Origin of the sequence: Dyadobacter sp. CY347, from assembly GCF_021502655.1 — a bacterium.
Taxonomy (GTDB): Bacteria; Bacteroidota; Bacteroidia; order Cytophagales; family Spirosomataceae; genus Dyadobacter.
On sequence record NZ_JAKFFT010000002.1, the window covers coordinates 1,221,525 to 1,247,389 of the forward strand.

The 25,865-nt window shown below is 48.9% G+C and carries 13 protein-coding genes; 11 read left to right on the forward strand and 2 right to left on the reverse strand.

Annotated features, from left to right (window positions below; genetic code table 11):
* Nucleotides 1-12: 12 nt before the first annotated feature.
* From L0659_RS05900 to L0659_RS05920, 5 genes are all read left to right on the forward strand, one after another.
* A complete protein-coding gene (locus L0659_RS05900; protein WP_235124788.1) occupies nt 13-2,175 on the forward strand; it encodes an alpha-glucuronidase family glycosyl hydrolase in 2,163 nt (720 codons plus the stop codon).
* A 230-nt stretch (nt 2,176-2,405) separates the two neighbouring features.
* Nucleotides 2,406-5,549: a TonB-dependent receptor gene (locus tag L0659_RS05905; RefSeq protein ID WP_235124790.1), complete on the forward strand. Its 3,144-nt coding sequence runs from the start codon at nt 2,406-2,408 to the stop codon at nt 5,547-5,549.
* A gap of 29 nt (nt 5,550-5,578) precedes the next feature.
* Nucleotides 5,579-7,120, forward strand: a complete 1,542-nt coding sequence (locus L0659_RS05910; RefSeq protein WP_235124792.1) for a RagB/SusD family nutrient uptake outer membrane protein — start codon at nt 5,579-5,581, stop codon at nt 7,118-7,120.
* A 233-nt stretch (nt 7,121-7,353) separates the two neighbouring features.
* Nucleotides 7,354-10,764, forward strand: a complete 3,411-nt coding sequence (locus L0659_RS05915) for a VCBS repeat-containing protein (protein ID WP_235124794.1) — start codon at nt 7,354-7,356, stop codon at nt 10,762-10,764.
* Nucleotides 10,765-10,814: 50 nt separating this feature from the next.
* Nucleotides 10,815-11,732 (forward strand): ClpXP adapter SpxH family protein, encoded by a 918-nt coding sequence (locus L0659_RS05920; protein WP_235124796.1) that lies wholly within the window; start codon nt 10,815-10,817, stop codon nt 11,730-11,732.
* A 48-nt stretch (nt 11,733-11,780) separates the two neighbouring features.
* Here L0659_RS05920 and L0659_RS05925 read toward each other — a convergent pair whose 3' ends face one another.
* Nucleotides 11,781-12,806, reverse strand: a complete 1,026-nt coding sequence (locus L0659_RS05925; protein WP_235124798.1) for an LLM class flavin-dependent oxidoreductase — start codon at nt 12,804-12,806, stop codon at nt 11,781-11,783.
* 136 nt (nt 12,807-12,942) lie between these two features.
* Here L0659_RS05925 and L0659_RS05930 point away from each other — a divergent pair, with 136 nt between their 5' ends.
* The 6 genes from L0659_RS05930 (at nt 12,943) to L0659_RS05955 (ending at nt 25,180) form a co-directional block, all read left to right on the forward strand.
* On the forward strand, nt 12,943-13,965 hold the full coding sequence (locus L0659_RS05930; RefSeq protein ID WP_235124800.1) for an LLM class flavin-dependent oxidoreductase: 1,023 nt from the start codon (nt 12,943-12,945) through the stop codon (nt 13,963-13,965).
* 252 nt (nt 13,966-14,217) lie between these two features.
* Nucleotides 14,218-17,511, forward strand: coding sequence for a TonB-dependent receptor (locus L0659_RS05935; protein WP_235124801.1), 3,294 nt, complete (start codon nt 14,218-14,220; stop codon nt 17,509-17,511).
* A 34-nt stretch (nt 17,512-17,545) separates the two neighbouring features.
* The gene (locus L0659_RS05940) at nt 17,546-19,282 is read left to right on the forward strand and encodes a RagB/SusD family nutrient uptake outer membrane protein (RefSeq protein ID WP_235124802.1); all 1,737 of its coding nucleotides are present in this window, start codon (nt 17,546-17,548) and stop codon (nt 19,280-19,282) included.
* Nucleotides 19,283-19,293: 11 nt separating this feature from the next.
* Nucleotides 19,294-20,964: a carboxylesterase/lipase family protein gene (locus tag L0659_RS05945; protein WP_235124803.1), complete on the forward strand. Its 1,671-nt coding sequence runs from the start codon at nt 19,294-19,296 to the stop codon at nt 20,962-20,964.
* Nucleotides 20,965-20,968: 4 nt separating this feature from the next.
* Nucleotides 20,969-21,694 carry a ThuA domain-containing protein gene (locus L0659_RS05950; protein WP_235124804.1) on the forward strand — a complete coding sequence of 242 codons (726 nt, stop codon included), beginning with the start codon at nt 20,969-20,971 and terminating at the stop codon, nt 21,692-21,694.
* Between the two features lie 12 nt (nt 21,695-21,706).
* Complete coding sequence (locus L0659_RS05955) at nt 21,707-25,180, forward strand: ThuA domain-containing protein (protein WP_235124805.1); 3,474 nt, start codon at nt 21,707-21,709, stop codon at nt 25,178-25,180.
* Here L0659_RS05955 and L0659_RS05960 read toward each other — a convergent pair.
* The gene (locus L0659_RS05960) at nt 25,148-25,804 is read right to left on the reverse strand and encodes an RNA polymerase sigma factor (RefSeq protein WP_235124806.1); all 657 of its coding nucleotides are present in this window, start codon (nt 25,802-25,804) and stop codon (nt 25,148-25,150) included. The two genes, L0659_RS05955 and L0659_RS05960, sit on opposite strands and share 33 nt — an antisense overlap.
* Between the last annotated feature and the right edge of the window lie 61 nt (nt 25,805-25,865).

A 25,865-nucleotide genomic window follows, 5' to 3' on the forward strand; every position in this document is an offset into this window, starting at 1 on the left:
AAAATACCCATCATGACCAAAAGACATTTGCTCTTATTCTTCGCCTGTATTTTGATTGGTTTAAAATCATTTGCAGCTGATCCGTCGGGCGCCGATGCGTCGGGCGCCGATGCGATGGCTTCCGAGGGAGACGATGGATACAGGTTATGGCTTAAATATGAGCCGGTTACGAATGCTTCGGTAAAGTCAGAATATTTGAAATACACGACATTCATTGGGTGTTCGGCGAAGGGCGAGATTGTGCAGACTGCATCCGGAGAGCTGCAAGTTGGATTGAAACAGCTTTTGGGTAAGTCGGTCAGCGCGACCAGCTCTTTTGCCGGCCGGTCAGGAGGGATTGTTCTGAGAATTGAAACGGGTGCAGATACTACGCAGCAAGGCGAAGGTTATAGGATCCAGCTTTCGGGCGGGAATATTATTGTTAGTTCAAAATCAGAAAATGGAATCCTTTACGGGACATTTGCCTTGCTGAGACACATGCAAATGCAGCAGACTATCAAGGGTTTAAGTATGGCAAGCAGTCCGAAAGTACGTTACCGGATGCTAAACCACTGGGACAATCCGGATGGCACGATCGAGCGTGGTTACGCGGGACAATCGCTCTGGAAATGGTATGAACTGCCCGAGCGCGTAGACCCGCGCTACACCGACTATGCGCGCGCGAATGCATCTTTGGGAATTAACGGAACTGTGCTCAATAATGTGAATGCAAGCGCCAGGTTTATGTCGCAGGAATACATTGTGAAGGTGGCTGCCGTGGCCAGTGTCATGCGTAAATATGGGATCAAAACTTACCTGTCGGTGTATTTTGCAGCCCCAAAGACCCTCGGCGGACTGACCACTTCCGACCCGCTGGATCCGCAGGTGCGCGCGTGGTGGAAAGAAAAGGTTGCCCAAATTTATAAAGAAATTCCTGATTTTGGGGGATTTTTGGTAAAAGCGAATTCGGAAGGGGAGCCCGGGCCGCAGGATTACGGCCGGACGCATGCCGACGGCGCCAACATGCTGGCCGAAGCATTCAAACCTTACGACGGCATTGTGGTCTGGCGGGCATTTGTTTACAAAGCAGACCCGAATGCGGATCGCTTCAAAGCAGCATATGAAGAATTTGTGCCGCTGGACGGAAAATTTGATCCAAAAGTCATTGTTCAGGTAAAGAATGGCCCCATCGATTTCCAGCCGCGCGAACCCTTTTCGCCCCTTTTCGGAAATATGCCGAAAACGCCGCTGGGAATGGAATTCCAGATCACGCAGGAATATCTTGGCTTTGCTACACACGCCGTATATGAAGCGCCCATTTTTAAAGAATGCCTGGATTCGGACACGTATGTGAATGGCGCCGGATCGACTGTTGCAAAGGTTATCGACGGAAGTTTGCACGGCTATACACGCACGCTTATGGCGGGTGTGGCCAATACGGGAAACAGCCGGAACTGGACGGGACATCCGCTGGCGCAGGCAAACTGGTATGCATTCGGCAGACTGAGCTGGGACCATCAGCTCACTTCGGAGCAGATCGCACGCGAATGGATTGCATTGACATTGACACAAAATCAAAAAGCAGGTGAGCACATTAAGTCATTCATGCTGAGATCGCGGGAAATATATGTGGATTATAACACGCCGATCGGTCTTTCACGTCCGTGGATGGGCGTCCACTTCGCCCCCGAACCCTGGCAAAATAAAGGCTCCCGGCCCGACTGGACTGCTGTTTATTACCACCGCGCCGATTCCACAGGGCTTGGCTTCGACAGGACCACGTCCGGAAGCAACGCGCTGGCGCAGTACAGACCGGAAGTCCAGAAAAAATGGAACAACCCCGACCAAACGCCACTTCCATACCTGTTATGGTTTCATCATGTGCGCTGGGATCACAAACTAAGCACGGGACGGTCGCTCTGGGAAGAACTTTGCACGCGCTTTTACACTGGCGCCGACTCTGTGAAATGGATGCAGCAGCAATGGGACCTGGCTAAACCAGGCTTGGATCCGCAGGTTTATACCGATGTCGCTGAGCGGTTAAAGGTTCAGCGGAGAGAAGCGATCTGGTGGCGGGATGCCTGGGTGTTGTACTTGCAAACATTCGCTAAACAACCCGTTCCCCAGGGTTTTGAACCTCAAAAACAAACTTTGGAAGAAGTAAAGAAGTCTGTCAATGTGTATTTGATGAGGTGAGTCCACTTCTGTTTGGAGAATAATAAATTATCAAAAAAAAGTTACATTTTTATTAAGTGTAGCCTTGACAAATATCTAAAAGAGTATATATTTGTATATAGGATTGATCCGATTAAAAATTGGACTTAATCTCCGTTCCGAAATGCGCCTTTTTGCTTTTTTTTTGATTCCTGTCAGGGAATATTTTTGTGCTGTTCAACAAGTGTCATCTTAACATTTAAGTCGGATCTATGAAAAATCGTTTACAAATTTTTACCCGCCTCAGGGGTACATGGTTGAGCGGGGCCGTGATTTTACTGATGCTGTCTTTACAGGTCAGTTATGCCAAAGGTTTTGCGGATAAGCAGGTTGCAGGAAAAGTTACGGCCGACAACGGCGAGGCTTTGCCGGGGGTGAATGTCACGTTAAAAGGCAGTAGTGTGGGAACCACCACAGACACCAAAGGCGAGTTCTCACTCAGCGTGCCTTCGGAAAGCAGCGTGTTGGTTTTCAGCTTTATAGGTTATGGTAAACAGGAAGTGGAAGTGGGCAACAAGACCAGGATCGATATCCGTTTAGCGGCCGAGAACCAGGCCCTTGAAGAAATGGTGGTGATCGGATACGGTTCGCAGAAAAAATCTTCCCTTACCGGGGCCGTATCTTCGGTTTCGCCCAAAGAGCTCACCGCATTGCCGGTTGTCAGCGCAGAGCAGGCTTTGCAGGGCAGGGTGCCGGGCGTTCGGGTGGTCAATAACGGTAGTCCGGGCCAGACTCCGGTCGTACGTATAAGGGGTATCGGTTCCATAAATTATGCGTCCGGGCCACTGTATGTGATCGACGGAATCCCAGCCGGTGATCTGAACAATCTCGATCCGAAGGACATTGAATCTTTGGAAGTTTTGAAGGATGCGAGTTCAGCCGCTATTTACGGTTCGCGTGCTTCCAATGGTGTTATTATTATCAGTACCAAAAAAGGATCGAAAGACGGCAAACTGCACGTGAACCTGGACACTTATTACGGCACACAATCGGCGTGGAGAAAGCTGGATGTGCTCAATACCGACCAGTATAAGCAATATGCGACTGCATTGCTTGGAAATGCAGGAATAGCGATGCCCGGCAGACTGGCCGATCTGAACCAGCCAATTTATGCGGGCGCGACACAGACTTTTGCACAAACAAATACCAACTGGCAGGACGTCATGTTCCGCAACGCACCGATCCAGCAGCACCAGATCTCTGTTTCGGGGGGCAATGCTGTTTCCCGCTTCTTCACGTCTGCTGGCTATTTTGACCAGGAAGGGATTTTGATTGGTACAAATTACAAACGTGCCAATGTGCGTCTCAACTCGGATCATCAGGTTACCAAATTCTTGACAATCGGACAGACTTTAACCGTCTCATTTGACAAATCGCGCGGTGAGCAGGGATTTGGAGGAGGACGTACGGCTGTGATGCAAATGATCCGTAACCTGCCTTACTGGCCGGTTACCGACCCTACCAAACCAGGTGGTTACAGTTCGCCAACCGCTGCCGATGGAAGTGACCCGGACAATCCGGTCCGCATTGCGCTGATGGATGTTTCGCGCAATCAGCGTTTGAAATTGCTAGGGTCTTTATTTGCGGAGGTTAAACTGGCAAGCTTTCTGAAATACCGTTTCAGTTTTGGTGCCGATGTCGTTTCGGCCAACACTGTTAACCAATTTCCGATATATAATGATGGTTTCAAATCGCGTACACAATACGAGATCCAGGATAACCGCACCAACTTCTTCTCTCCCGTGCTGACAAACCAGCTGACATTTGAAAAGAATTTTGGCAAACATTTGGTAAACATCACGACGATCATTGACAAGCAAACCTTCCGCGCCAGCACGCTGAACGGATCGGGATACCGCCCTAATAATGACATTGATGAGCTGCAAGGCGCTTCCAATCCGAACGCGACAAGCACATTGGACGAAAGCTCACTGATCTCATATGTAGGTCGTCTGAACTACGAATATGCAGGGAAATATCTATTAAGCGGCTCTATCCGCCGCGACGGTTCTTCCCGCTTTGCACCCGGCAACAAATGGGGAACATTCCCGTCCCTTTCACTGGGCTGGCGCGTCAGCGAAGAAGAATTCCTGAAATCCGTTCCGGAGATCTCTGAACTGAAAATCCGCGCGAGCTATGGACAAACCGGCTTTAACGGCATCGGAAGCTATGCATGGCAGGCGCTTGTGTCGGCAGATAACAGCAATTATGTTTTTGGCGGAAATAAAGTGTTGGGTTCGTATTTCAGCTCACTGGCTAACACCCAGCTGAAATGGGAAAGTACAACCATGACCAACCTGGGAATTGACCTGGCTTTGTTTAACAACAGCGTCACATTTACCGCAGAGACTTACCGGCGTAATACAGACGGGCTTTTGTTGCAGGTTCCTATCCCGAATTCAGTGGGTTATTCCACGTCTCCATTGTCCAACATTGGAAGCATGAAAAACTGGGGTTATGAATTCCAGTTGGGTTACAGCAAGAACGACGGTGATTTTAAATGGAATGCTTCTGCCAATCTGGATGTAACCAGAAACAAAGTGCTGAGCCTTGCCACTGAAAGTGCAACTTTATTTGCCGGAGCCAATGCCGACTTTGGAGGAGGCGACATCACCAAAACCGAAGCAGGACAACCGATCCAGTCATTCTTTGGATATCAGGTGGATGGTATTTTCCAAAATCAGGGTGATATCAATGCAGCCAATTCGCTGGATGGTGATGACAAAACCAAGTATCAGGACGCCGCAGCTCCGGGTGATATCCGGTTCAAGGACCTGGATGGCGATGGGCGCATCACACCTTCCGACAGAACATATCTGGGCAGTTTTATTCCAAAATTCAGCTATGGTGCGAATCTGGGTGGGAATTATAAAAATTTCGACTTTACATTATATCTGCAAGGTGTTCAGGGCAACAAGATTTACAATGGAACGAAAGTGATCGAGCAGGGAATGCTGCGGTTATTCAATGCAGGCACGGACGTGCTGAATGCATGGACGCCAACCAACACTAATACCGATGTGCCGAGAGCAATCAGTGGTGACCCGAACAACAACAGCCGTACAAGTGATCGTTTTGTAGAAAACGGCTCTTATATGCGGATCAAAAACCTGAGCATTGGTTATACAATTCCTGTAAAAATACTGTCTGCGCTGACGAAAGAAACAATAACAAAGGCGCGTTTCTATGTTTCGGCAACCAACCTGCTGACTTTCACCAAGTATAGCGGACTGGATCCTGAAATCGGCGTGAATGGTTCTTCTACGGACACAGCAACGCAGCTGATCAACGGGATCGATTACGGTATGTATCCTCAGCCAAGAACCCTTCAAGTGGGATTGAGCGTAGGGTTTTGACATTAAAACTTTTAAAAAAGGAAACTGAAATGAAAAAGAAACTAATCATCATATACGCCTTTCTGTTTGGAATTGTCTTCGCTTGTAATGACGACACTTTGGAAAAAACAAACCCGAATGGCGTGACCGTGGAAGGTTACTATAAAAACGGGGCTGAGCTGAACAGCGGCGTTACCAGCGTGTATTCCATGCTCAAATCCAATAACCTGGTGGCCAGGGAATGGTTCTTCCTGCATGACCTGCGCAGCGACGATGTGGCGGCAGGAGGAGGCCAGCTCGAAACACCGCGCAACCAGCTGCTGCTCGGGACACACGATGCGGTTAACTCTGTTTTAGGAACGGTTTGGCTTGCTTATTACCGAATGATCCACCGCGCCAATGCAGTTATGGACAATTCTGAAAAAGTAACGGATCTTGCGGATGCAGACAAGAAAAGGCTGCTTGGAGAAGCGCGTTTTTTGAGGGCTTATGCTTATTATGAGCTGGTTAGTCTCTGGGGCGATGTACCGCTTTATAAAAATTATGTTTTGACTGTCGACGGCAGTCTGCCACGCTCTCCGGCAGAAGAAGTGTACGCTTTCGTAATCTCCGAATTGCAGGCGATCCAGGCGGATCTTCCACTGACATACGATGCGGGAAATCAGGGCCGGGTGACCAAAGGTGCCGCCCAAATGCTTCTGGCGAGAACACATATGCAAAAGGGTGATTATGCCAATGCGAAAATTGAGCTGCTTAAAGTTTACAGCTCAGGCGTTTATGCGCTGGTTGACAACTACAACGACAACTTTCTGGAAGAAACTGAATTTAACAAAGAATCCATTTTCGAGGTTAACTTCTTCCCTTCCGGCGGTGTATACAACTGGGATGGTGACGGAAACGGCGCTACGGCAGGAACTGAAACGGTGCGTACCCAGGAATATTCGGCCATTGGATGGCGTAATGTGATCCCGTCGAACAGTCTGTTGTCGGAATTTGAAAAAACCCAAAAAGGCGATGCCAAAACCGACCCGCGTTATGATGACTCTTTCTATTTTACTGGAGAAAAATATAACAAAGGCGCGAACACCCTTACAGACGGGCAGCAGAATGGTAATGCGTCGGTGGTGGATGGTGTGACACAAAAAGTGAGCTGGCAGAAATATTCGCTGATGTACAAAATGAACGAATCATTCCTGACCGGAGCGATCAACCAGCGGATCATGCGTTTTGCAGAAACAATCCTTTCACTTGCGGAAGTCGAAAACGAACTGGGAAATACAGCCGAAGCCGTAAAATACCTGAACATGATCCGCGCCCGCAAAAGCGTAAGCATGCCAGCCTACCCAACATCCAGATTTCCTGTTTCAAATAAAGATCAGGTATTTGCAGCCATCGTCCATGAAAAACGTGTGGAACAAAGCGGCGAACAAATCAGGAACCGGGACATCGTAAGATGGAGAAAAAACAAAAAGCTAAAATCCGAACCGCTAACATACTTCCAGGCCAACAAACACGAGCTGCTGCCAATCCCACAACAGGAAGTAGACAACAACGCCAAGATCGAGCCAGGAGATCAGAATCCGGGGTACTAAGTATATAGTATTTATTACTTGTCAGGCTTACCTTACCTTGTCACCTGAGCGTCCCCTGTCACCCTGAGCGGCCCAGCATAGCGTACCCAGCCGCTGTCACCCTGAGCGTAGTCGAAGGGAGGACCACGATGCCAAAGCATCCTGGTCCTCCCTTCGACTACGCTCAGGGTGACAGTAGGCGCTCAGGGTGACAAGGTAAGCCCGAGCTGACAGGTTAAGCAGCCATTTCTCTTATGCAAAAACGTCTCCTATTTAGCTACCTCATACTCATACTAAGTCTCTCCTGCAAAAAGCAGCAGGACACCCTTTTCACATCCCACAAGTCCTCAGAAACCGGAATATCCTTTTCCAACACATTAACCCCCAACGACTCGATCAACCCGTTTACATTCACCAATTTTTATAATGGTGGCGGCGTCGGGGTGGGAGATGTTAATGGTGATGGCAGGCCGGATATTTTCTTTGGGGGAAATCAGGTGAGTTGCCGGTTGTATTTGAGTAAGATTGATACGCTTGCTAAAAAATGGGCATTTGAGGATATTACTGAGGCTGCCGGTGTGAAAACGGATCGTTGGTGCACCGGGATCTCGATGGTCGACATTAACCAGGATGGCTTGCTTGATATTTATGTTTCTGTGGCAAAACACATTAAAATTCCTGCCGAAAACACGGAAAACCTGCTTTTTGTGAACCAGGGCCTTGGAAAAAATAAGGTGCCTGTTTTTAAGGAAATGGCCAAAGCTTATGGTTTGAATGACGCTTCGTTCACGGTTCAGACCGCCTTTTTTGATGCGGACCTGGATGGCGACCTGGATGCCTTTATGATGAACTCTGCGCCTGATCTTCAAAATCCTAATTACCTCCGCAAAATTTATCACGACGGCTCCTATCCCAGCACCGGCAAGCTGTTTCGCAATGAAGGAACCGTGGAAAATGGCATTCCTGTTTTTACCAATGTTTCAAAAGAAGCCGGTGTCAGATATGAGGGGCTTGGCCTTGGTTTGGCCGTAAGTGATTTGAATAAAGATGGTTATCCTGACATTTATTGTTCCAACGATTTCATCAGCAGTGACATATTGTATTTGAATAATGGTACTAAAAACGCCGGCATGCCTGGTTTCAACAATGTGATCCGGGAAGCGACCGCGCATACCAGCTTGTTTGGAATGGGGTTGGATGTGGCCGACATCAATAATGACACTTACCCCGATATTTTCCAGCTGGATATGCTTCCGGAAGACAACTTCCGGCAAAAGAAAATGCTGGCCGGGCAGGACTACGACCGGAAGGAAATGAGCATATCGGACCAGTATGGTTACCAATTGCAATACATGCGCAATATGTTGCAACTGCATCAGGGAGCTGCCGCGGCGGACGACCCAAGTGGCGTACCGATGTTCAGCGAGATTGGTTTAATGTCCGGTATTGCCAAAACCGATTGGAGCTGGGCGCCGCTGATCGCGGATTTTGATAACGACGGGCAGAAAGATATTTTCATCACCAATGGCTACCGCCGCGATGTGACGGACCGTGATTTTATCCAGTTTAAGGAAGATTTTTCAAATTTTGGCACCAATAATTTCAAGCAGCAAAATGCATTGGAACTGATCAAAAAAGTGCCCGAGGTGCAGATCGCCAATTATGCTTATAAAAATGCCGGTAACCTCACATTTTCCAACGCTTCCAAAGATTGGGGCGTGGACGAGCTTTCCTATTCCAATGGCGCGGCCTATGCCGATCTGGACGGAGATGGCGATCTGGATTTGATTGTCAACAACATTGATTCAGAAGCATTTATATATCAAAACAACAGCCGTGAAAAAGGAACATCAAACTTCCTGACCATTGCATTGAAGGGAGCGAAGGGCAACTTGTCCGGGATCGGAAGCAAGGTTACGATCTGGACGGGCAAAACAAAGCAATATGCTGAATTGAGCGTTGTCAGGGGATTTCAGTCTTCGGTGGACCCGGTGTTGCATTTTGGGATCGGGAATCATGCATTCATTGATAGTCTGGAAGTGGTGTGGCCGGGCGGCAAGTCACAGAAACTTTCCAGCATTGCTGCCAATAAGCGGTTGATTTTAAACCAAAAAGATGCATTGCAATCAGAAAAGCCCCCATTAACCAAACCGAAGCCGCAACCTTATTTTACCGACATTTCAAAACAACTGAACATTGACTTTCAGCACAAGGAAGGCAATTTTATTGATTTCAAACAGACTGCTACTATGCACAAAATGCTGTCTAAAAACGGCTTTGCAATTGCGTCGGGCGATGTGAATGGAGATGGTCTGGAAGATATTTTTGCAGGGGGGAGTTATCGGGGCGCTAAGCCCGCAATGTTCCTGCAAACGGCCTCCGGCAGGTTTGAAAAGCGCATTGTTTCTCAGGATTCTTTGCATGAAAATGCTGCCGCTGTTTTTCTGGACGCGGACAAAGATGGTGACCTCGATCTGCTGGTTTCAAACGGGGGAAATGAGCTGCCTGTGACAGAAAAGGCTTTTTACAATGTACAATTGCACCTGAATGATGGTAAAGGCAACTTCACGCCAGCAGCGCAATCGGCCTTTCCGGCGATTGCATTAAGCAGTTCCTGCATGGTAACCAATGATTTTGACAAAGACGGCGACCTGGACATTTTCATCGGCGGTCGCAGCATTCCGGGAAAATATCCGCTGCCTGCGAGCAGTTATCTGCTGCGGAATGATTCAAAAAATGGTCAGCCGCATTTTACAGATATAACCGCTCAATTTTGTCCTGAACTCCAAAACGTCGGCATGGTTTGCGGCGCATTGTGGGCGGATACGAATCAGGATGGATTTGACGATCTCGTGCTTGGCGGTGAGTGGATGCCCATTCGGATTTTTGAAAACAAAAAAGGAAAATCACTGCAATCCCAAAAAGCGGCAAACGGATTGAGCCAGTTTACGGGCTGGTGGAACAGCCTTGCCGCCGGGGATTTCGACCACGACGGGGACATTGATTTTATTGCCGGAAATGAGGGTTTGAATACATTCTACCGCGCTTCAGAAAAAGAGCCGATTAAAATTGTGGCAAAGGATTTCAACGGCGACGGCACTTTTGATCCGTTGATGGGCTATTTTATCCAGGGTAAGCGCTATCCCAGTGTTCCCCGCGATGCATTGAACCAGCAAGTGATCCAGTTTCGCCGAAAATTCCCGCATTATGCAGATTATGCGCAGGTTACTTTCGACAATTTGCTTTCCAATGCTGAGATGAAAGATGCCTATGCGGCAGAAGTGACTTATCTCCAAAGCGCGTATATTGAAAACACCGGTCAAGGCAATTTCAAGGTTCACGCATTGCCTATTGAAGCGCAGAAATCACCTGTTTTTGGCATTGTGACAGCTGATGTGAATGCCGATGGCCATGAAGATGTGATCCTGACGGGAAATTTTTATCCCAATGAAGTGAATATGGGCAGACAAGATGCATCCACCGGGCTGCTGTTATTAGGAAATGGAAAAGGGCAATTTACTCCCACAGATTGCGCCAGCAGCGGGCTGGTGATCAGGGGCGATGCCCGGAAAAGCATTTTTATAAAAGGCGCCGACCGGAAACGACTGCTCATTACGGCAATCAATTCCGGCGGGATACAGGTTGGCCGGTTAAACAGCTTGTGACAGGATTTGTTATTGACTTTCCTGTTTCGCAAACTATATTCACGGCCGAAATGGAAACAGAAAACAGCAATCCGCTTTTATGCGACATTCAATCAGGCGTTTGCGAAGTGCCTGAGTCGTCTTTGGCAACGGCTGCACACACAGATGCTGCCGCTCACCACCCAATAAAGATCATTTATTTCACCGACCCGATCTGCTCGTCGTGCTGGGGCATTGAACCTCAGCTCCGCAAACTGAAATTAGAATACGGTGAAAATTTTGAGATAGATTACCGCATGGGTGGTCTGTTGCCAGATTGGAGCTATAACAGCGGCGGGATCAGCAAACCGTCTGACGTAGCGCATCATTGGGACGAAGTAAGCAGGCATTATGACATGCCCATTGACGGAGATGTATGGCTGGAAGATCCGCTCGATTCATCTTATCCCCCTTCCATTGCCTTTAAAGCAGCGCAACTGCAAGATTCTGATAAAGCTATCCAGTTTCTGCGCGAGATGCGGGAAATGGTTTTCTTGGAAAAGATAAACATTGTAAAATGGGAAAATCTGAAAGTGGCGGCAGAAAAGGTTGGTTTGGATGTTCAAAAACTTGAAAACGATTTCAATGGTGACGCCAGGGAGCTGTTTAATCAAGACCTGCAATTCGCTTCGAAGCTGGGCGTCAGAGGATTTCCGACCATGTTTTTTGTTGATCTTGAAGGCAATCAGGAAAAGGTTTATGGTACTAAACCCTATTCGGCATATGAGGATGCATTACTGAAAACTTTTCCAGCCGCATCCAAAAAACACATTGATACGGACTGGAAAAAATTATTCAACAAATACAACACCCTTACCGCCCGCGAATTTTCCGAGCTGTCGCAAACCCCGCGGGAGCAAAGCGAGCAGGTGTTGCAGGGATTGGTGGAGTCTGGAAATTTAAGTGAACTGCAAACCAAGAACGGGTCACTATGGCGGATTCTGGCATAGTTTCCGGAATGGGTTTTATTTACTTAATCAGAATTGGGACAGTCACGGTTAGCTAACTGCATTTTTAAGAAGCGGCATAACCTTCGTGCCGATCAGTTCAATGGAGCGCATGAGCTGCTGATGAGTAAGCCCGGCATTATCCATCTGAAATGTGAACCGGTCGACACCGCCTAGTGCCTTGCTGTGATTTTGTAATTTTTCAGCCACTCTGTCGGGTCCGCCAACGACCAAAACGCCCCTTGGCGCGATCAATGCGTCGAATTGTCTTCTGGTAACGGGCGGCCAGCCGCGTTCCCGGCCCAGTTTGGTCCAGAGTTCTGCATAGCCCGGGTAATATTCATCAATGGCCAGTTCGTCCGTGGCGGCAACATAGCCTGGGGAATGCAACCCGACTTTTAATTGGTCCGGCGTAAAACCTGCCCGGTGCCCTTCTTCACGGTAAAGGTCAATCAACGGACGGAAACGCTCCGTTTCGCCACCAATGATCGCCACCATCAGCGGCAATCCCAGTTGTCCGGCCCTGGCGAAAGATTCAGGTGTGCCACCCACGCCCAGCCAGACAGGCAGTTTTTCTTGAAGTGATCTTGGATAAACAGGCTGATTATTAAGCGCCGGCCTGAATTTGCCCGACCATGTTACGAACTCGTTTTCACGGATTTTCAGCAAAAGGTCCAGTTTCTCTTTGAATAGGGCGTCATAATCGTTGAGATTAAACCCAAAAAGCGGATAGGCGTCAATCGCAGAGCCTCGGCCAACGACGAGCTCGGCCCTTCCTTTTGAAATGAGGTCCAATGTTGCAAAACTCTGATAAACCCGCACCGGGTCAGAGGTGCTCAAAACAGTCACAGCGCTCGTCAGACGGATATTTTTGGTTCGGGCAGCCGCGGCGGCGAGGATTACGGCAGGAGCGGAATCCAGAAATTCTTTCTTATGATGTTCACCAATGCCAAAGACGTCCAATCCGGACTGATCTGCGAGTGAGATCCTATCCAGCAACTGTTCCATTGCATCCACGCCTTCAAGCGCGTCGCTGCCGTACATGGCGGATGCGAAACTATCAATTCCAATTTCCATTTTATTTAACTTTTGTTTTGAAAACGTAGCAAATGTACTTGTTGTTCATTCAAAGATAACGAGTTCGTCTAAGGCCCGCCAGGAACTTTTAGAGCCGGATAATCTGTCTATATTTAAATGACTCAGAAAGAAACTTATGAAAAAGATAGGATTTTTATCGTTCGGGCATTGGTCTAACCATCCCGCATATAATGCGCGCACAGCGAGCGATACACTGCTTCAGTCCATTGACCTGGCCGTTGCCGCAGAGGAAATCGGTCTGGACGGTGCGTATTTCCGGGTACATCATTTTGCATCCCAACTGGCATCGCCTTTTCCATTGCTTTCAGCCGTTGGTGCCAAAACAAGCAAAATCGAAATCGGGACGGGCGTCATTGACATGCGTTATGAAAACCCGCTTTATATGGTTGAAGATGCTGGCGCTGCGGACCTGATTTCCGAAGGACGACTGCAATTGGGCATCAGCAGAGGATCGCCGGAGCAAGTGATCGACGGCTGGCGCTATTTTGGCTACGAACCTGCGGCCGGCGAAACCGACGCAGAAATGGGACGCCGCAAAGCACTCGAATTCCTGGAAAGGCTCAATGGTGTAGGATTTGCACAGCCGAACCCATACCCGATGTTTCCGAACCCGCCGGGGTTACTGCGTCTGGAACCATACTCCGAAGGTTTGCGTGAGCGTATCTGGTGGGGTGCCGCTTCCAATGCAACTGCTGTTTGGGCAGCAGAAAACGGCATGTACCTGCAAAGTTCCACATTGAAATACGACGAAGGCGGCAAGCCTTTCCACGTGCAGCAAGCAGAGCAGATCAGGTTGTACAAGGAGGCCTGGAAAAAAGCCGGACACGCGCGTGCGCCAAGGGTATCGGTCAGTCGGTCTATATTCGCATTGGTGAGTGATCAGGACCACATGTATTTCGGTCAGGAAACCAGCCGTCGCGATAAAATCGGCATGATAGAGCAAGACAAACGCGCCATTTTCGGCAGAAGCTACGCAGCAGAACCGGATCAGCTTATCAAAGAATTGGCACAGGACGAAGCGCTTCAGGAAGCGGACACAATCCTATTAACCATTCCTAACACATTAGGAGTTGATTATAATGTGCACGTACTATCTTCAATCTTAGAGCACGTAGCGCCCGGGCTGGGGTGGCGATGAGTTGGGAGAAAGCAACCATGGGACTCTTATCAATCATTTCGAGCATCTGCCAGGAAAATCATGGCAGATGCTTCATCATTAAATAAAATATTTTCTTTCTAAAGGGATAATCGGATCTGTTTCCTGCACTTAGGCTTTGAAACCGATTTCGGCATTGCAGCTATTCTAGATAAACTGCCGCCTGAATGAAGGTTTTGCGCACGATGCGAAACTGCGCAATCACGTTTCGCGCATTCCAAAGCCTTTTTCTTCATGAAAGAAATTTTTTACAAAGCACTGAAAATGAATGTGCTTCTGGGCGCATTGATGCTTTTTGCATTGAATGTGTCCGCGCAAAACGCACGTGTTCTGACGGGCAAGGTAAACAGCGCAGCCGGGCCTGTTCCAGGTGTGAATATCTTGTTAAAAGGTTCACAAACAGGCACAACGACCGATGCCAATGGAGATTTCAGCATTAACATTGAAGGTGCTAATCCGGTAGTTGTGGCTTCTTCAATTGGCTACAAATCGCAGGAAGTAAATGTCGGTAACAGCTCAAACATCACCATTTTGCTGGAAGATGACATTGCGACGTTGACCGAAGTTGTTGTTACGGGTTATTCAACGGAAAATCGCAGCCAGGTTACCGGCGCAGTTTCGACGGTAAAACCGCAGCAATTGCAGATTGTTCCTTCGTCCAATGTGGAGCAGCAGTTACAGGGGCGCGTGTCGGGTCTTACGGTTATTTCAAATGGTCAGCCAGGCACATCCAGCCAGATCAGGATTCGTGGATTTGGCTCTTTTGGCGGGAATCAGCCGCTGTATGTGGTGGATGGAGTTCCTACGCAAAGCATTCAGTTTATTAATCCCAACGACATTGAATCAACGACTGTGTTGAAAGATGCAGCTTCCGCGTCTATTTACGGAGCTCGGGCTGCGGGGGGTGTCATTGTGCTTACGACCAAAAAAGGGCAGAAGAAAGCTCAAAAGCTTTCGGTTAGTTATGACGGACTGTATGGTGTTACCAATCCCGGCAAAGGCCAGGACATTTTAAATCCTCAGGAACAAGCGGATTGGACATGGCAGGCCAGGAAAAATGATATTTTTCAAAGCGGCGGGACAATCGGGCCTAACAGTTTTACAGGCATTGCCAATGGTCAGTATGGCTCGGGAAGCACTCCGGTTTTGCCTGATTATCTGCTGGTTGGCGGTAAGGTTGGACAGCCTGCATCTGCTGTAAACCTGGAAACAGAACGCGCGAAATACAATACGAATCCTGCAAACGGACCTTATTACCTGGTCATGGAAGCCAACAAGCAAGGCACAGACTGGTACAAAGCCATCACCCGAACTGCGCCTATGACACGCCACACGCTTGGATTTTCAGGAGGCTCGGATTTCAGTCGTTACTATGTGAGTCTGGGTATGCAGGAGCAGAATGGGATTGTGATCAATAATAAATTTTCCCGCTACACTTTGCGTACGAACACGGAGTTTGACCTGAGCAAAAAGCTGCGGTTTGGCGAGAACATTCAATTGGCTTATGTGGGCGCGAAAGGTTTGCAAGGCAATTCGGGCAGTTCGCTGGGCAACAGCACCAACAACAATTCCAGCATTGCTTCCGACGAAAATGACATCCTATCCGCATTCAGAATGGCGCCGATCGTGCCGGTTTACGATGCATTCGGCGGATATGGTGGAACGGCAGCTCCTGGTTTGGGTAATCCCAGAAACCCATTGGCCAGCAGGGAAGCCGCAGCAAATAATCTGAGCCGCACTGTTTATGGTTTTGGTAACGCCTATCTGGAATATGATGTCATCCCATCATTGACATTGCGCAGCAGCATTGGCGGCACTTATTTTAACAATTACAGCACAAGCTCGTCGCGTTCTACCTACGAAAACGCTGAGAACATTGCTAATTTCAGCTTTAATGAGGGATCTGGTTTCGCATTGGCCTGGACATTTACAAACACGGCGACATTCAAACAGACATTTGGCAAGCACGAGATCAATGCACTCGCGGGCATTGAATCGCTGAATACGGGCGCTGGCAGGAACATCAACGGATCGGGGCTAAACCCGTTTTCAACAGATCCGGATTATGTAACGCTCAGCACAACTACGCCCGGCACAACCCGCCAGGTTAATAGTGGAAATTCAAAAGGAAATAATTTTTATTCTCTTTTTGGACAGGCGAAATACATTTACAACGACCGCTACATTGTAACCGCAGTTGTCCGCAGGGATGGTTCTTCCCAATTCTCCCCCAACAATCGTTTCGGCGTTTTCCCTGCATTCTCGGCCGCATGGCGTGTATCTTCCGAAGATTTCATGAAGAACAACAACTGGATTTCGGACTTGAAAATAAGAGGCGGTTACGGCTTAATGGGAAATTCCAATTACCTGAGCTCGACCAACCAGTTCAATCTTTTTGCCTCCAACGCGGCAAATGGATATGATCTGGGTGCTACCAACAACACCATTTCGCCAGGTTATTACACCAGCCAGATCGGCAACCAGGACGCCAAATGGGAAACCAGCGTCACTTCCAACATTGGAATCGACGGCGCACTTTTCAATAACAAACTCGAAATCGTTGTAGACTTCTGGCGCAAGGACACGCGTGACCTGCTTTACCAGCTTGCATTGCCGGGCGTTGTAGGCGTAAGGGCGAGCGCGCCATTTGTGAATGTGGCCAGCATGCGTAACCAGGGAATTGACCTTTTGCTTTCCAATCGTGGCGCATTGATCGGCGATCTGAATTATGAAGTGACGGCGATCGGAAGCTTTTTGCAAAACAAAATTACGGCCATAGCGCCCGCAGTGCCTTATTTCACAGGCGGCGGAACGCGACTAGGAACGCCCGTTGTGCGGAATGAAGTGGGTCATACGCTTTCCGAGTTCTTCGGTTATCAGGTGGCGGGGCTTTTTGCCAGCAAAGAAGAAGTCGCAACAGCACCTACGCAGGCGGGAGCCGCGCCGGGACGTTTCCGTTTTGCGGACATTAATAATGATGGAAAAATCAATGACGCAGACCGCGCTTACCTGGGCAGTCCGGTTCCGAAATTTACCGGTAGTATTTCGCTGGGATTGTCTTATAAAGGCTTTGATATCAACACCAATATCTACGCTTCTTTGGGTAACAAGATATTCAACAACCAACGCTGGTTCACAGATTTTTATCCCTCATTTACAGGCGGCGCGCTCAGCACACGCGTGAAAGATTCCTGGCTGCCCGACCGCACCGACGCGACAGTTCCAATCTTTGAAAGCGCCGGGAATTTCAGCACCAACACCCAAGCCAATTCCTATTATGTAGAAGACGGATCTTATGCCAGAATGCAGTATCTGAACCTGGGCTATACATTGCCAGCCACGGCTCTGAAAAAGATCGGAATGAGCCGTTTGCGTATCTCCTTATCGGCTACCAATCTTTTCACGGTTACCAAATATTCAGGACTGGACCCGGCCGTGGGCGGCTCGTCTGACTCGGCGTTCGGGATCGATGTGGGCAATTACCCGGTGACGCGCGGCTATAACCTGGGCCTGAGTTTTGGCTTGTAATGCTTCTTAATGTTCAGATTCAAACATCAATACAATGAAAAAATATATCAATAAAGCCTGGATCATGATGTTGCTGCTGACCTTCGTCAATAGCGCATGTTCCGATCAATTTCTGGAAGTGCCGGCCACCGGGCAGCTTTCTGTGACGCAATTAAATTCAAAAGCAGGCATTGAAGGGCTGCTAGTCGCTGCTTATGCGGAGATGAACGGTCGTGGTTTTCGCCGGGTAACGGGGACTTCCAACTGGCTGCGCGGCAGCATTTCCGGCGGTGATGCTAATAAGGGTTCCAATTCAGGTGATTACGGTGATCTGATCCCGTTCATGACTTACCAGCTCTATCCGAGTCTTTTTGATATTGGTCAAAAATGGAATGCCATGTATGAAGGCGTCAGCCGGGCCAATGCAGTTCTGCGCATTCTGCCGTCGGCAAGCGCTGATGTAACGGATGCGGATAAGCAGCGTATTTCCGCCGAAGCCCGCTTCCTGCGTGCTCATTATTATTTCGATCTGAAAAGGATTTTTAACATGGTCCCTTTCATCGACGAGACGATGACTTACGGAAACGGAATTGAAAAAGTGCCTAATAACACAGACATCTGGCCAAAAATCGAAGAGGATCTTGCCTATGCTTATCAAAACCTGCCCGCAACCCAGCCACTCGTAGGTCGTGCCAACAAATGGGCAGCGGCATCATATCTGGCTAAAACGTATCTCTATCAGAAAAAATACCAGGATGCCAAAACGCTTTTTGACGAGGTGATCGCCAATGGCGTTACCAGCGGAGGACTTAAATATGCGTTGGTTGCGAATTATACGGATATTTTCAATGCAGCCAAAGAAACCAATTCCGAATCCATTTTCGCCATCCAGGCAGCGGCCAACACGGGAAGCACGGATAATGCCAACACCGATCTTGGCTTGAACTACCCTTACGGTTCCAGCGCCCCAGGCGGATGCTGCGGCTATTTCCAACCCAGTTTCGAGCTTGCCAATTCATTCCGCGTGAATGCGCAGGGGTTGCCACTAGTCGACGGATCTTATAACACGAGTGCAAACCAGTTAAAAACCGATCAGGGCATTATTTCTGACCAGGCTTTCACGCCCGATGCCGGACCGGTTGATCCACGTCTGGATTGGTCAGTAGGACGCCGGGGCATTCCTTTTCTGGATTGGGGCGTGCATCCGGGTTATTCCTGGATCCGCGACCAGAGTTTCGGCGGACCTTATTCTCCCAAGAAATTTATCCATTACAAATCTCAGGTAAAGAATCTTTCGGATGCCACAGCCAGCACGGATACTTACTCGGCGATCAATTACAACATTATCCGCTATGCGGATGTGCTGTTAATGGCAGCAGAAGCTGAGATCGAAGTGGGAAGCCTTTCAAAAGCGCAAAGCTATGTGAACATGGTCCGCCAAAGAGCTGCTAATAAAGAAGCGTGGGTGAAAACGGCGAATGGTCAGAATGCTGCGAATTACAATGTATCCATTTACAATGCGGCCTGGTCAGACAAAACTGCTGCCAGACTGGCCGTCCAATTTGAGCGCAAGCTGGAACTCTCTGGCGAAGGCCACCGATTCTTCGACCTGGTTCGCTGGGGAACAGCCCAGACGGTGCTTAACAACTTCCTGACTTACGAAAAAACCAAATTACCCGTGGCATATAGTGGAGGCAATTTCACGGCAGGCCGGGACGAATACCAGCCCATTCCACAAACGCAGATCGATTACCAGGGAAGTGACATATTGAAACAAAATCCGAATTATTGATCAACCACGGAATGCAAAATAACAGAAGGGATTTTCTGCAAAAATTCACACTCAGCGTTTCTGCATTGGGGTTGGGCACATCGTCGGCCGCGTTGGCTGGCGATGTGCCCACGCCTGCGGAGGATACGGTGAAAGCTTCGGCAAACAGCTGCATCGTGCAAACGGCTTATGGCAAAGTGCGGGGTTACATGCATAAGGATATTGTCAATTTCAAAGGCATTCCCTATGGTGCTTCCACTGCCGGAAAAGGCCGGTTTATGCCGCCCGCCAAACCGGAACCCTGGACCACCGTCCGCGATACATTAACTTATGGCCCCGTATGCCCGCAAAAGCCCAACAAAGGCTGGGGAATGGAAGAATATGCTTTTTTATATCAATGGAATGATGGTTTTCAGGGAGAAGATTGTCTGCGGCTGAATGTCTGGACGCCTGCGATCAATGACAACAAGAAGCGGCCAGTGCTCTTCTGGATGCATGGAGGGGCTTTTTTCTCGGGTTCGGCCCAAGAACATCCGTCTTATGACGGTGAAAATCTGGCGCGAATGGGCGATGTGGTTGTCGTTTCTGTGAACCATCGTTTGAATGCATTCGGCTTTTTGAACCTGGCCGATTATGGTGATCAATTTGCGACGTCGGGGAATGTGGGCATGCTGGATCTGGTGGCGGCGCTGGAATGGGTGAAGGAAAATATTGCCGGATTCGGCGGCGACGCAGGCAATGTCACGATCTCAGGACAATCCGGCGGCGCGGCCAAAGTGACTACATTAATGGCGATGCCTTCGGCGAAAGGGCTGTTTCACAAAGCCATTTCTCAAAGCAGCTCCACGGTGCAGGTTGCCACGCACGCTTATTCCTCGGAACTTGCCAAGCTGGTTTTGGCAGAACTGAAAATTGATAAATCGAACATTGCGGAAATTCAGCAAATCCCTGTTCCCCAGCTCATTCAAGCCAGCATTGCCGCCGAGCAAAAGATAGGCACAAAGTTTCCGCTGGATGTCGGTCGCCCTGGCTGGCAGCCTGTGGTGGATGGCAAAGTTATTCCCGTGCATCCGTTTGATCCTACTGTTTCGGATTATTCAGCGCAAATCCCGATGATCATCGGCACGAATCGCAATGAAGCTTCTGCGAGCATTGGCAACGCGGCAATGGAATTGCTCGATGAAGATGGCTTGAAAAAGAAACTGGCTGAACGGTTCGGTGAGAAGTCGCAAACTGTTTATGACACCATGCGTAAAGTGCATCCCAATGCAAAGCCTGTGGAAATCTTGTCGTACATATCACCTTACAATCCAATGGCTTATGTGCAGGCCGAACGGAAAGCCATGCAAAAAGCGGCACCCGTTTTTCTGTATCTTTTCTCCTGGCAAACACCCGTGCTCGACAAGCGCCCACGCGCGTTCCATTGCAGCGAGATCCCATTCGTTTTCGCCAACACCGATCGCTGTGAAACCATGACGGGCGGGGGAGAAGAGGCGCGTGCATTGGCAGATAAAATGACCAAAGCCTGGGTGCATTTTATGAAAACCGGAAACCCATCTCATAACGGCGTACCATCCTGGCCCGACTTCCTTAAAAAGCCGGGCGCAATGATGGTTTTTAATGATAAAAGTGAAGTCCGCGTGGACCCGGATGGGCCAGCCAGACAAATGTTAGAGCGGATTTTCTATAAAAGAGATTTTTAAAAATATGAAAAAAATATTCACCCTTTTACTATTCCTAACCCTTGGATTTTCAATGGCCTGCGTTGCCAGGACCAGGCCAAAAGTTCTTATTTTCAGTAAAACCCTGCGCTATTATCACGAGTCGATCCCCAGTGGCATTCAGGCTATTATGACTTTGGGTAAGGCCAATGGTTTTGATGTGGATACGACCAAAGACGCAGGGTTTTTTACGGATAAAACATTGAAAAAATACGCCGCGGTAATCTGGCTTTCCACGACCGGCGATGTGCTTAATGCGGCTCAACAAGAGGCTTTTGAGCGCTACATCCGTGCAGGAGGCGGTTATGTAGGCATTCATTCTGCGTCGGCTTCGGAGAAGGAATGGCCGTGGTTTGGCCAGTTAACCGGCGCCGTTTTTGTGAACCACCCGCCCGATCCCGTTCCCGGCGTGGTGCAGGTGACCAACCGGAAAGATCCGTCAACAGCACATTTGCCGGAGCGCTGGGAATGGAAAGATGAGTGGTATAACTTCAATAAGCGCGTTGCCAATGTGGAAGTGCTGTTTTTGGCAGACGAGAAAACATTCGAAGGCGGAACAGAAGGCGATTACCACCCGCTAGCATGGAAACATGCATTTGATGGTGGACGGGCATTTTACACGGCACTCGGACATTTGGCAACTGCCTACGATGATCCGCTTTTTCAGAAACACATTTTAGGAGGCATTCAGTACGCCATCGGCAAGCAGTAACTCTTTGTAATTATGAAGTCTTTAAAAATAAAAATGACTGCTGCCTGCTCAATGGCTTTGATCTGGCTGTGTTACTCGGCTATGACGGTCAGGGAACAGCCGGCGCCGGCCAAGGTGCTTGTGTTTTCCAAAACCAAAGGCTGGCATCATTCCTCGATTCCGTTCGGGATTAAAGCCATTCAAAAACTAAGTGCGGAAAATCAGTTTGTGGCTGATACGACCACGAATTCCAATGCATTTACAGATGAAAATTTGAAAAATTACGCTGCCGTAATCTGGCTGAACACCACGGGCAATGTGTTGAATGGGGAGCAGCAGGCCGCATTTGAGCGATACATTCAGGCGGGCGGGGGTTATGTGGGCGTCCATGCAGCTGCGGATACGGAATATGATTGGCCGTGGTACGGCAAGCTTATGGGTGCGCATTTCGCGAGTCATCCGCACAATCCAAATGTGCGCAAAGCAACTGTGCGCAAAGCAACAGTTCAGGTTTTGGATAAAACACATCCTGCCACTTCCAAACTGCCCGAACGCTGGGAACGGGAAGATGAATGGTACAATTACCGCTCGTTTTATTCGGGCATAAAAGTGCTGGCTGAGCTGGACGAAAATTCCTACGACGGCGGCACCAATGGCGCCAAACACCCAATTTCCTGGTATCACACATTCGACGGCGGCCGCGCATTTTACACCGGCAACGGGCATACGGATGAAAGTTACAGCGACCCCGCATTCCTCGGCCATTTACTGGGCGGAATTCAATACGCGATTGGTGAAAATGCGCCTCTGGATTACAAAAAAGCTTATGCCAAAGTGACGCCTGAGCAAAATCGCTTCGTGAAAACCATCCTAACCAATGACCTGAATTCCCCGATGGAGCTCGCCGTAGCGCCGGATGGGAAGGTTTATTTTACTGAACTCTTCGGAAATCTTTCCGTTTTTGATCCAAAAACAGGAAAATCCACACTGATCCACAAATTCCCGATCACCAACATGGGCGGTACGGGGCTGATCGGCATTGCACTGGATCCTGCTTTTAACAAAAACCGCCAGCTTTTCCTTTACTATGCGCCGGAAGGTTTGACCGAAGAAAACCTGGCATTTCAGCTTTCAAGGTTTACATTAAACCAGGAAAATCAACTTGATCTTGCCTCGGAAAAAATTCTGTTGAAAGTGCCCGTCCAGAAAAACAGCGGTTCGCATCATGGCGGTTCGCTGGCTTGGGACAAGGAAGGAAATCTGTACATTTCCACGGGCGACAGCTCCACGCCATTTCCTTCGGGCGGTTATTCGCCTATGGATGAGCGGCCGGAAAAGGAATTTTACAGCCAGGATTCGCAGCGTTCTGCGGGTAACACCAATGATTTTAAAGGAAAAATTCTGCGCATTCATCCCGAGCCCGATGGCTCTTACAGCATTCCGAAAGGCAATTTGTTCGCAAAGGGAACGGCAAAGACGCTGCCTGAAATCTTCGTAATGGGCTGCCGTAATCCTTACCGCATTGCGGTTAATCCGAAAACTTCGGTTTTATACTGGGGAGAGATCGGGCCGGATGCGGGAAAGGATGGCGTGCAGGGGCCGCGTGGTTATGATGAATTTAACCAGGCCAACAAGGCCGGAAATTACGGCTGGCCATATTTTTCCGGCAACAATGCGGCTTATGCTAAATGGGATTTCGCAACCAAAACGGCCGGGCCCAAATTCGATCCGGCTGCGCCCGTTAACAATTCGCCCAATAACACCGGTCTGAACCAGTTGCCGCCTGCGGTTTCTGCCATGATCTGGTATCCTTATGCCGCCTCGGAAGAATTTCCTGAACTCGGCGTGGGCGGCAGAAGCGCGATGGCGGGTGATTTTTACACATTTAATCCAAAAACAACCATCCCCGGCAAGTTTCCCGATTACTACGACGGCGCACTTTTTGTCTTCGACTGGATGCGTAACTGGGTGATGGCATTGCGGTTTGATGAAAATGAGAATTATGTGAGAAGCGAGCCTTTTATGGCTGCTAATGGTGATTTTCGTCGTCCTATTGATCTTGCATTCAGCTCGGATGGCATCATGTATATGCTGGAATATGGCTCGGTTTATGGCGCGGATAATGAGGACGCGCGATTGGTCAAAATCGAATACAACTCGGGAAACCGACCGCCGCTCGCGCAGGCCTACATCGTGGATTCAGCGCGGGAGGCTTATGTAGATAAAACCGTTTTCCTGACTTCCGAGCGAAGGAATTTCCCGATGGCCAAACAAACCAGCGGGCAGCCACCCTTGCGCGTTGCATTCAGCAGCCGGGGAAGCAAGGATCTGGATGATGACGATGACATTACTTTTCAATGGCTTTTTGATGGCAAAACAGTTGGGAGCAACAAGCCTAACGCAAGTTATATTTATAAAAAGCCGGGTGTTTTTAATGCTATTTTACGAGTAACAGATAAATCCGGGCTTGTAAGTGCAGATACGCTTGTGGTGCGGGTTGGAAATAGCAAACCTGCGGTGAGGATCGCGGGCGCGGCTAACAAGTCTTTCTTTTGGGATGATAAACCTTTTTCCTATGCGGTTAATGTAAAGGATAATGAAGATTTAAAGATTGATCCAAAGCAGATTAAGGTCTTGATGAGCTACAACCCGCAACCGGAATCGCAACAAACGCTTATCCCTGAAAGCGCGGACGCATTGTTGCAGGAACCTACGCCATTGGGTAAGACATTAATGGCCAGCAGCGATTGCCGCGCCTGCCACACGATCGATCAGCCGTCGGTTGGTCCAACATTTACGGACATTGCCAAAAGATATAAGACAACAGCGGGTGCAACCGAAGCACTTGCAGCTAAGATCATCAACGGCGGTGGCGGAAACTGGGGTAAAGAGCACATTATGAGCGCCCATCCGCAGCTTTCCACGCAGGACGCGCAGGAAATGGTGCGTTACATTTTCTCCGTGACCGATGAAAAGAAAAGTCGGGTTGCATTGCCGCTGCAAGGACAAGCTAAGTTGACGGAACACATTAAGAACGATCAAAAAGGGCAGTATACCATAGTCGCTTCTTATCAGGACAAAGGCGGAAAAATAGTGGGGCCATTAACCGGCATTGATGTTATAAAACTCAGAAATGCCAATGTGAAACCCGCTTTTGCAGACGCCTACACGGGTTTTTCCCGCTTCCGCGACAATCTTTCGCAAGGCGGTCACAAGTCTTTTATTTTGCTAAAAAACATTGATATGACGGGCATCAGGCAGTTTGTTTACGAATATGCGTCGTCGGGTCAGCAAGGAAGCATTCAGGTTCGGATGGATTCGCAGGCAGGGCCGGTAATCAGCACCGTTGCATTCGGGCCGACTGGTTCGTGGGATACTTTGCAAAAAGTAACGGGCACATTGGAAAAGCCCATCAGCGGAAGGCACGACATTTACTTTTTCGCCATCAAGCCCGACAAGCCGAATGATGAAATTTTAAAACTGACCAATATCCGTTTCGAGCAATAAAAATTGTAGGGTAACAAGCAGAAAGGTCCAGAGCGTTTTCCAATCGGAAGTGAGTTCCTTGAGACTTTCCAATGCTTTGTAAACCAGCTTATAAACCGAGCCGGAAGTGAGGTCCATGGCTGCGGCGATCTCTTCGGTGGAAAGGCCGCTGTAATATTTCAGGAAAATGATTTCCCGCTGGCGTGTGGGCAATTTTTGAATAAATTTCGACAACCCGTCGGAGATCATTTCACCTGTCTGTTCCTCGATCAGCTGCTGTTCCGCCGACTCTTCCGAAAGCTCGGTTTCCTGGTGAACGAACTGACGCTGACGGGTGATCCGCCGAAGCAATTCCCGGCGCAAGGCGACGATCAGATATGCTTTTACAGAAGTAACAGCAGGTAAATTAGCCGCATTCTTCCAAAGCTGGACAAACAGATCTTGCACCGTATCTTTGACCAGTTCTTTATCGGCAACGAGTCGGTAACCGTAGTTGTGAAGCAGCCGCGCGTAAGTCTTGTAGATGCATTCGAAAGCGGTGGAATCCTGTTTTTGTAAGAGCGACCATTGGGCCAGGGCAGCATTGTCATCAGAACCCGCATTATGCTCGTAAGGCGGATTTTGCAAGTTCTGATCTGATTCCATATTTTTCACCACGCAGCCAAAACCTGCGTTTTGTCCAATTAATTATCATTTAAAGCAGGTT

Bases quoted from the DNA above. Each gene is read 5' to 3' on its own strand.
- L0659_RS05900 (WP_235124788.1), top strand. From the start codon at position 13: ATGACCAAAAGACATTTGCTCTTATTCTTCGCCTGTATTTTGATTGGT.
- L0659_RS05905 (WP_235124790.1), top strand. From the start codon at position 2,406: ATGAAAAATCGTTTACAAATTTTTACCCGCCTCAGGGGTACATGGTTG.
- L0659_RS05910 (WP_235124792.1), top strand. From the start codon at position 5,579: ATGAAAAAGAAACTAATCATCATATACGCCTTTCTGTTTGGAATTGTC.
- L0659_RS05915 (WP_235124794.1), top strand. From the start codon at position 7,354: ATGCAAAAACGTCTCCTATTTAGCTACCTCATACTCATACTAAGTCTC.
- L0659_RS05920 (WP_235124796.1), top strand. From the start codon at position 10,815: ATGGAAACAGAAAACAGCAATCCGCTTTTATGCGACATTCAATCAGGC.
- L0659_RS05925 (WP_235124798.1), bottom strand. From the start codon at position 12,806: ATGGAAATTGGAATTGATAGTTTCGCATCCGCCATGTACGGCAGCGAC.
- L0659_RS05930 (WP_235124800.1), top strand. From the start codon at position 12,943: ATGAAAAAGATAGGATTTTTATCGTTCGGGCATTGGTCTAACCATCCC.
- L0659_RS05935 (WP_235124801.1), top strand. From the start codon at position 14,218: ATGAAAGAAATTTTTTACAAAGCACTGAAAATGAATGTGCTTCTGGGC.
- L0659_RS05940 (WP_235124802.1), top strand. From the start codon at position 17,546: ATGAAAAAATATATCAATAAAGCCTGGATCATGATGTTGCTGCTGACC.
- L0659_RS05945 (WP_235124803.1), top strand. From the start codon at position 19,294: ATGCAAAATAACAGAAGGGATTTTCTGCAAAAATTCACACTCAGCGTT.
- L0659_RS05950 (WP_235124804.1), top strand. From the start codon at position 20,969: ATGAAAAAAATATTCACCCTTTTACTATTCCTAACCCTTGGATTTTCA.
- L0659_RS05955 (WP_235124805.1), top strand. From the start codon at position 21,707: ATGAAGTCTTTAAAAATAAAAATGACTGCTGCCTGCTCAATGGCTTTG.
- L0659_RS05960 (WP_235124806.1), bottom strand. From the start codon at position 25,804: ATGGAATCAGATCAGAACTTGCAAAATCCGCCTTACGAGCATAATGCG.